Origin of the sequence: Streptomyces sp. NPDC059003 (genome assembly GCF_042740445.1) — a bacterium.
GTDB lineage: Bacteria > Actinomycetota > Actinomycetes > Streptomycetales > Streptomycetaceae > Streptomyces.
The window spans coordinates 1-5,758 of sequence record NZ_JBHYJH010000314.1 but is presented as its reverse complement, the minus strand read 5'-3'; the positions used below and the strand labels follow the sequence as shown (position 1 = coordinate 5,758).

Below are 5,758 nucleotides of genomic sequence, written 5' to 3'. Positions count from 1 at the left end.
GGGCTGACGTCTTTCCCCCACCCACCCGCCCTTCCCTGTGGCCGCAGCCCCAGCCGGGCGGCGGAGCCGGGGGAGGGCGGGTGGGTGGGGAAGGTCAGGACACGGGTGTGAGGTGGGCGGGGGACGCGTGGGCGTCCACTCGTTCCGCGGCCAGGATCGCGACCACCGTGTCGGCACGCGACGCGGCAACGACCAGCGCCCGCCCGGCCAGGGCATGCGCACGCTGGTGCAGCGCGGCCAGATGCGGCTCATGAATGGCGACCGCGACCGAGGCCCGCACCGGCGGCAGCCCCCCACGCAGCCGGGCCACCTGCGCCGCGAGCCGCTCGGCGGCCGCGTCCAGCTCGACGTCGGGAGCGAGGGCGCGCAGCTCGTCGGTGACGGCGAGCAGCGCCGCGAGATGCCCGGCGAGCTGGATGTCCAGCTCCTCCTCGCGGGAGCGGTGCGGGAAGTCGCCCGGGTCGGCCATCGCGTGGACCGACTTGGTGCGGATCGGCTCGTACATGGGATGGCCTCCAAGCAGTTGCTTGAAAACCATCCTAGCTTAGATTCTGTCTAAAGTTGAGTCGGATCGGCACTGAGGCCGGCCGGGGTCGGCGCTACGGCTGGCTGTAGCCGTCCAGGAACGTCCCGATCCGGGTCACCGCGTCCGCCAGATCCGTGGCCGTCGGCAGCGTCACGATCCGGAAGTGATCGGGCTCCGGCCAGTTGAAGCCCGTACCGTGCACGACCATGATCTTCTCGGCCCTGAGCAGGTCGAGCACCAGCTGCCGGTCGTCCTTGACCTTGAAGACCTTCGGGTCGAGCCGGGGGAAGAGGTACAGGGACCCCTTCGGCTTCACGCAGGTCACGCCCGGGATCTGCGTCAGCAGGTCGTACGCGGTGTCGCGCTGCTCCACGAGGCGGCCGCCCGGCAGGACGAGGTCGTTGATCGTCTGTCGCCCGCTCAGCGCGGCGACCACCCCGTGCTGGCCCGGCATGTTCGCGCACAGGCGCATGTTGGCGAGGATCGTCAGGCCCTCGATGTACGAGGACGCCCGCGCCTTCGGGCCCGAGATCGACATCCAGCCGACCCGGTAGCCCGCCACGCGGTACGCCTTCGACATGCCGTTGAAGGTCAGCGTCAGCAGGTCGGGGGCGATCGCGGCGGTCGGCGTGTGCGTGGCGCCGTCGTACAGGATCTTGTCGTAGATCTCGTCCGAGCAGACCAGGAGGTTGTGGCGGCGGGCTATGTCGGTCAGGCCGCGGACCATGGCCTCGTCGTAGACCGCGCCGGTCGGGTTGTTCGGGTTGATGATCACCAGCGCCTTGGTGCGGTCGGTGATCTTGCGCTCGATGTCGGCGAGGTCGGGCATCCAGTCCGACTGCTCGTCGCAGCGGTAGTGCACGGCGGTGCCGCCGGACAGGGACACGGCGGCGGTCCACAGCGGGTAGTCCGGCGCGGGGACGAGCACCTCGTCGCCGTCGTCGAGCAGGCCCTGCATGGCCATGACGATGAGCTCGGACACGCCGTTTCCGATGAAGACGTGCTCGACGTCGGCCTCGATGCCGAGCGTCTGGTTGTGCATCACCACCGCGCGGCGCGCCGCGAGCAGGCCCTTGGCGTCGCCGTACCCGTGCGCGTCGCCGACGTTGCGGAGGATGTCCTCCAGGATCTCCGGCGGGCACTCGAAGCCGAAGGCGGCCGGGTTGCCGGTGTTGAGCTTGAGGATGCGGTGCCCTGCCGCTTCGAGCCGCATCGCCTCCTCGAGCACGGGGCCCCGGATCTCGTAACAGACGTTGGCGAGCTTGGTCGACTGGATCACCTGCATGGGCCGAGGGTACTCCGGGCGGGGGCGCCTTGAGCGGGGGAGCTCGGGGGGTGCGCTCTCTGTGTTGGTGCGGGTTGTGGGGGTTGCTCGCGCCCCGCGGCGGAGCCGCGCGATGTCACGCCCCGCGCCCCTTCGGGGCCCGCCCCTCGTCCCATGTCCGTGCGGGCTTGGCCGTTCGTGGTCTTGTCCCGCCGGCGGGATGGCATAACAATGCGCATGACAAAACTGAAGGGCCTGGAGGGACTTCGGTTACACAGTCATCGGAGGGGACCCCCACATGAAGAAGCCTCTCGTCGGTGCCGCGCTCGCCGCTCTGCTCCTCGGAGCGATGGCGGCGCCCGCGACGGCCGTCAGCAACGAAGCGCCCGCGGCCGCCGAGCCGACCGCTACCGTGGCCAAGGCCACGGACACAGCGGTCAAGGCCAAGGCCAAGGCCGTGTCCTTCGCCGGGACCGTGGCGCTCAGCAACTGTTCCGGCTCCGTCGTGCGCGTGCCGAACTCGCAGCCCACCGACCCCGCGCTCGTGATGTCCAACGGCCACTGTCTGGAGACCGGCTTCCCGGCGCCGGGACAGGTCATCGTCGACCGGCCGTCGACGCGCAGCTTCACGCTCCTGAACGCGAGCGGCGGCAACGCGGGCACCGTGCGCGCCAGCAAGATCGCGTACGGCACGATGACCGACACCGACGTGTCGCTGTACCAACTCACCAGCACCTACCGCGACATCGAGAGCCGCTACGGCATCAAGGCCCTCGAACTGGACGCCGCGCACCCGACGCAGGGCAGGGCCATCACGGTCGTGTCCGGCTACTGGAAGCGGATGTACAAGTGCAACATCGACGGCTTCGCGTACCGCCTCAAGGAGGGCCGCTGGACCTGGAAGGACTCGGTCCGCTACACCTCGGCGTGCCAGACGATCGGCGGCACGTCCGGCTCCCCGGTCGTCGACGACGCCACCGGCAAGGTCGTCGCCGTCAACAACACCGGTAACGAGGACGGCGAGCGCTGCACCGACAACAACCCCTGCGAGGTCGACGAGAACGGCAACGTCACCGTGCGCCAGGGGATCAACTACGGCCAGCAGAGCTACATCATCGTTCCCTGCGTCGGCGCCGGCAACAAGATCGACCTGAACCGCCCGGGCTGCACGCTGCCCAAGCCCTGACCGGGTGCGCCGCTGACGGCTGACGCGGCGGGCCGGGATAGGGTCGCCCGGTCTGCCGCGTCATCAGGGGGGAACATGGGGCTGCGCGCCTGCTTCGCGTCCATATCCGCGACCGTCGTCATCGCCGCGACCGCCACGGTCGCCGTGCAACCGTCCGCGTGGGCCGCGGGCCCGGCCGACGGCAGGGGCCCGTCGGCGAGCGGGCTCGAGGAGTTCTGGACGCCGGAACGCATGGCCGAGGCCGTGCCCGTCGCGTCGGCCAAGCCCGCCGAGCCTGCCGAGCCCGCCGAGTCCGCCAAGGGCCCGGCGGCGGCCCGTACTTCGCCCTCGCACCCCTTCAAGGGCATCAAGCAGGTCGGCACCTTCTTCTGGGTCGAGGGCAGCGGCGGCGACAGGACGTACCGCTTCTGTGGCGGCACCGTCGTCACGTCGCCCGGCAAGAACCTCGTCCTGTCCGCCGCGCACTGCTTCGACAGCTGGCGGAGCGGCGCGAAGCTGGTCTTCGTGCCCAAGCACAGCGGGAGCAGCCCGCAGCCGTACGGGATCTTCCCCGTCAAGAAGAGCCAGATCTACGCCGATCCGCGCTATCTGCGCCCGGGCGGCGTCAAGTCCGCCACCGGCCTCGACTTCGCCGTGCTCAAGGCCGGGCCGCGGTCCGACGGGAAGAAGCTCCAGGACGTCGTGGGCTCCTTCCCCATCGGCTACAACACCGGCTTCCGGCACTCGAAGACCCGCGTCATCGGATATCCGGGCTTCGCCGCCCGGCAGAACCCGCTCGACTGCGTCACGAAGATGAAGAAGTTCACCACCGGCGACTCCGGCGGCTGGAAGGGCGGCACGTTCTCGCGGATCGACTGCGCGGGCTATGTGTCGGGCACCTCCGGCGGCCCCTTCATCACGGCGGGCAGTGAGCGGCCGCGCGTCGTCGGGCTGATAGGCGGCTGGAAGACCGGCGGAACGTCGCCCGACGTCTCGTACTCCTCCTATTTCGACCGGGATCTGAAGCGGGTCTACGACGCCGCGGTGGCCGGCCGGCAGCTGCGCTAGACGGAGCCGACGGACAGGCGGGGGGAAAATCACGCGGGCGTCCTGCGGATCGCCCTGCCCGCCAGGACGTCCGTCCGCTTCCCGTCCTCGATCACGAACCGGCCGTCGATGAGGACGTGCGGGACGCCGACGGGCAGCGTGCGCGGCGCCTCGAACGTCGAACCGGCCGCGACCGTGTCCGGGTCGAAGAGCACCAGGTCGGCGCGGTAGCCCTCGCGGACGAGGCCGCGGTCCGGCAGGCGCAGGCGCGCCGCGGGCCGCGAGGTGAGGTGGGCGACGCACTCCTCGAGGGAGAGCACGCCCAACTCCCGTACGTAGCGCCCGAGGTACTGCGGGAACGTGCCGTACGCGCGCGGGTGCGGCTTGAATCCCTGGAGGATGCCGTCGCTGCCGCCCGTGTGCACGCGGTGCCGCATGATCGCCCGGACGTTCTCCTCGTGCCCCACGTGCTGGAGGATCGTCGACCCGAGCTGGTCGTTGACCAGCAGCCGCCGGGCCGTGATCCACGGCTCCTCGCCGCGCATGTCGGCCGACTGCTGGATGGTCTTGCCCACGCAGGAGGCGAGGCCCGGGTCGGAGACGCCGGAGATCTCGATGGTGTCCCACTCGATCGGTACGCCGTGACACCCGTCCGCGCCGATGACCTCCATGTGGTGGCGGATCCGCTCGGCGGTCGCGTCGTCCTGGAGCCGGGCGAGGATCGACTCGGGCCCGCCCTCGGAGGCCCAGCTCGGCAGCATCGCGACGAGGGTCGTGCAGCCCGGGGTGTAGGGGTAGGTGTCGAGGGTGATGTCGGCGCCGTCGGCGAGCGCGGCGTCGAGGAGGGCGAGGAGGTCCGGCGCCTTCCCCTTGTTCACGCCGAAGTTCATGGTGGCGTGCGCGAGGTGCAGCGGGCAGTCGGCGGTGCGGGTGAGCTCCACCATCTCCTCGTACGCGGCCAGGGCGCCGGCGCCGTAACTGCGGTGGTGCGGGCAGTAGTAGCCGCCGTACTCGGCCACCACGCGGCACAGCTCGGTCAGTTCGGCGTCCTTGGCGTACATGCCGGGCGTGTACGTGAGCCCCGACGACATGCCGACCGCGCCCTGCTCCATCCCCTCCGCGACGAGCTGCCGCATCCGGTCCAGCTCGGCCGGTGTGGCGTCCCGGTCCTCCCAGCCCACCGCGAGCATGCGGACCGTGCCCTGCGGGATGAGGTACGCGGCGTTGACGGGAATGCCCTGCCCCCCGTGCGCCCGGTCCAGGCGGTCCAGATACTCCCCGACCGTGCGCCAGTCGAAGTCGATGTCGCTGCCGTCCCCGTTCCAGCCGGTGATCGCGCGGCGGACCTGGGCGAGGGTGCGGTCGTCGACCGGCGCGTACGACAGGCCGTCCTGGCCGATGACCTCCAGGGTCACGCCCTGGGCCGCCTTCGCGCTGTGGTCCGGGTCGCGGAGCAGGGCGAGGTCGCTGTGGGCGTGCATGTCGATGAAGCCGGGGGCGAGGGCCAGGCCGTGGGCCTCGACCGTCCGGGTCCCCGTCGGGCGCGGGCCCGGCGTGTCCTCCCGGTGGATCTCCGTGATCCGTCCGTTCGCTATCGCTACGTCGGCCTGGTACGAGGCGTCGCCACCGCCGTCGATGACGCGGGCGTCGCGGATGACGAGGTTCATGGGGTGCTGCCTCTCTCGGGTGCGGGTCGGGGGTCCCTCGCGGGTGGCGCCCCAGACCCGCCCCTTCCCGAACTGGGGGCTCCGCCCCC

At 71.0% G+C, this 5,758-nt stretch carries 5 protein-coding genes; 2 read left to right on the top strand and 3 right to left on the bottom strand.

Annotated features, from left to right (window positions below; translation table 11 throughout):
• Positions 1–94 precede the first annotated feature (94 nt).
• Together ACFWZ5_RS44295 and ACFWZ5_RS44290 are read right to left on the bottom strand one after the other, a co-directional pair.
• The gene (locus ACFWZ5_RS44295; protein ID WP_384805832.1) at positions 95–505 is read right to left on the bottom strand and encodes a hypothetical protein; all 411 of its coding nucleotides are present in this window, start codon (positions 503–505) and stop codon (positions 95–97) included.
• 94 nt (positions 506–599) lie between these two features.
• Positions 600–1,811 carry a pyridoxal phosphate-dependent aminotransferase gene (locus ACFWZ5_RS44290; RefSeq protein ID WP_384805834.1) on the bottom strand — a complete coding sequence of 404 codons (1,212 nt, stop codon included), beginning with the start codon at positions 1,809–1,811 and terminating at the stop codon, positions 600–602.
• Between the two features lie 277 nt (positions 1,812–2,088).
• Here ACFWZ5_RS44290 and ACFWZ5_RS44285 point away from each other — a divergent pair, with 277 nt between their 5' ends.
• Together ACFWZ5_RS44285 and ACFWZ5_RS44280 are read left to right on the top strand one after the other, a co-directional pair.
• Entirely contained in the window at positions 2,089–2,976 is an 888-nt protein-coding gene (locus tag ACFWZ5_RS44285) for a serine protease (RefSeq protein WP_384805836.1), read from the top strand.
• Between the two features lie 75 nt (positions 2,977–3,051).
• A complete protein-coding gene (locus ACFWZ5_RS44280; protein WP_384805838.1) occupies positions 3,052–4,023 on the top strand; it encodes a trypsin-like serine peptidase in 972 nt (323 codons plus the stop codon).
• Between the two features lie 29 nt (positions 4,024–4,052).
• Here ACFWZ5_RS44280 and ACFWZ5_RS44275 read toward each other — a convergent pair whose 3' ends face one another.
• Positions 4,053–5,669 (bottom strand): amidohydrolase family protein, encoded by a 1,617-nt coding sequence (locus ACFWZ5_RS44275; RefSeq protein WP_384805840.1) that lies wholly within the window; start codon positions 5,667–5,669, stop codon positions 4,053–4,055.
• Positions 5,670–5,758: the final 89 nt, after the last annotated feature.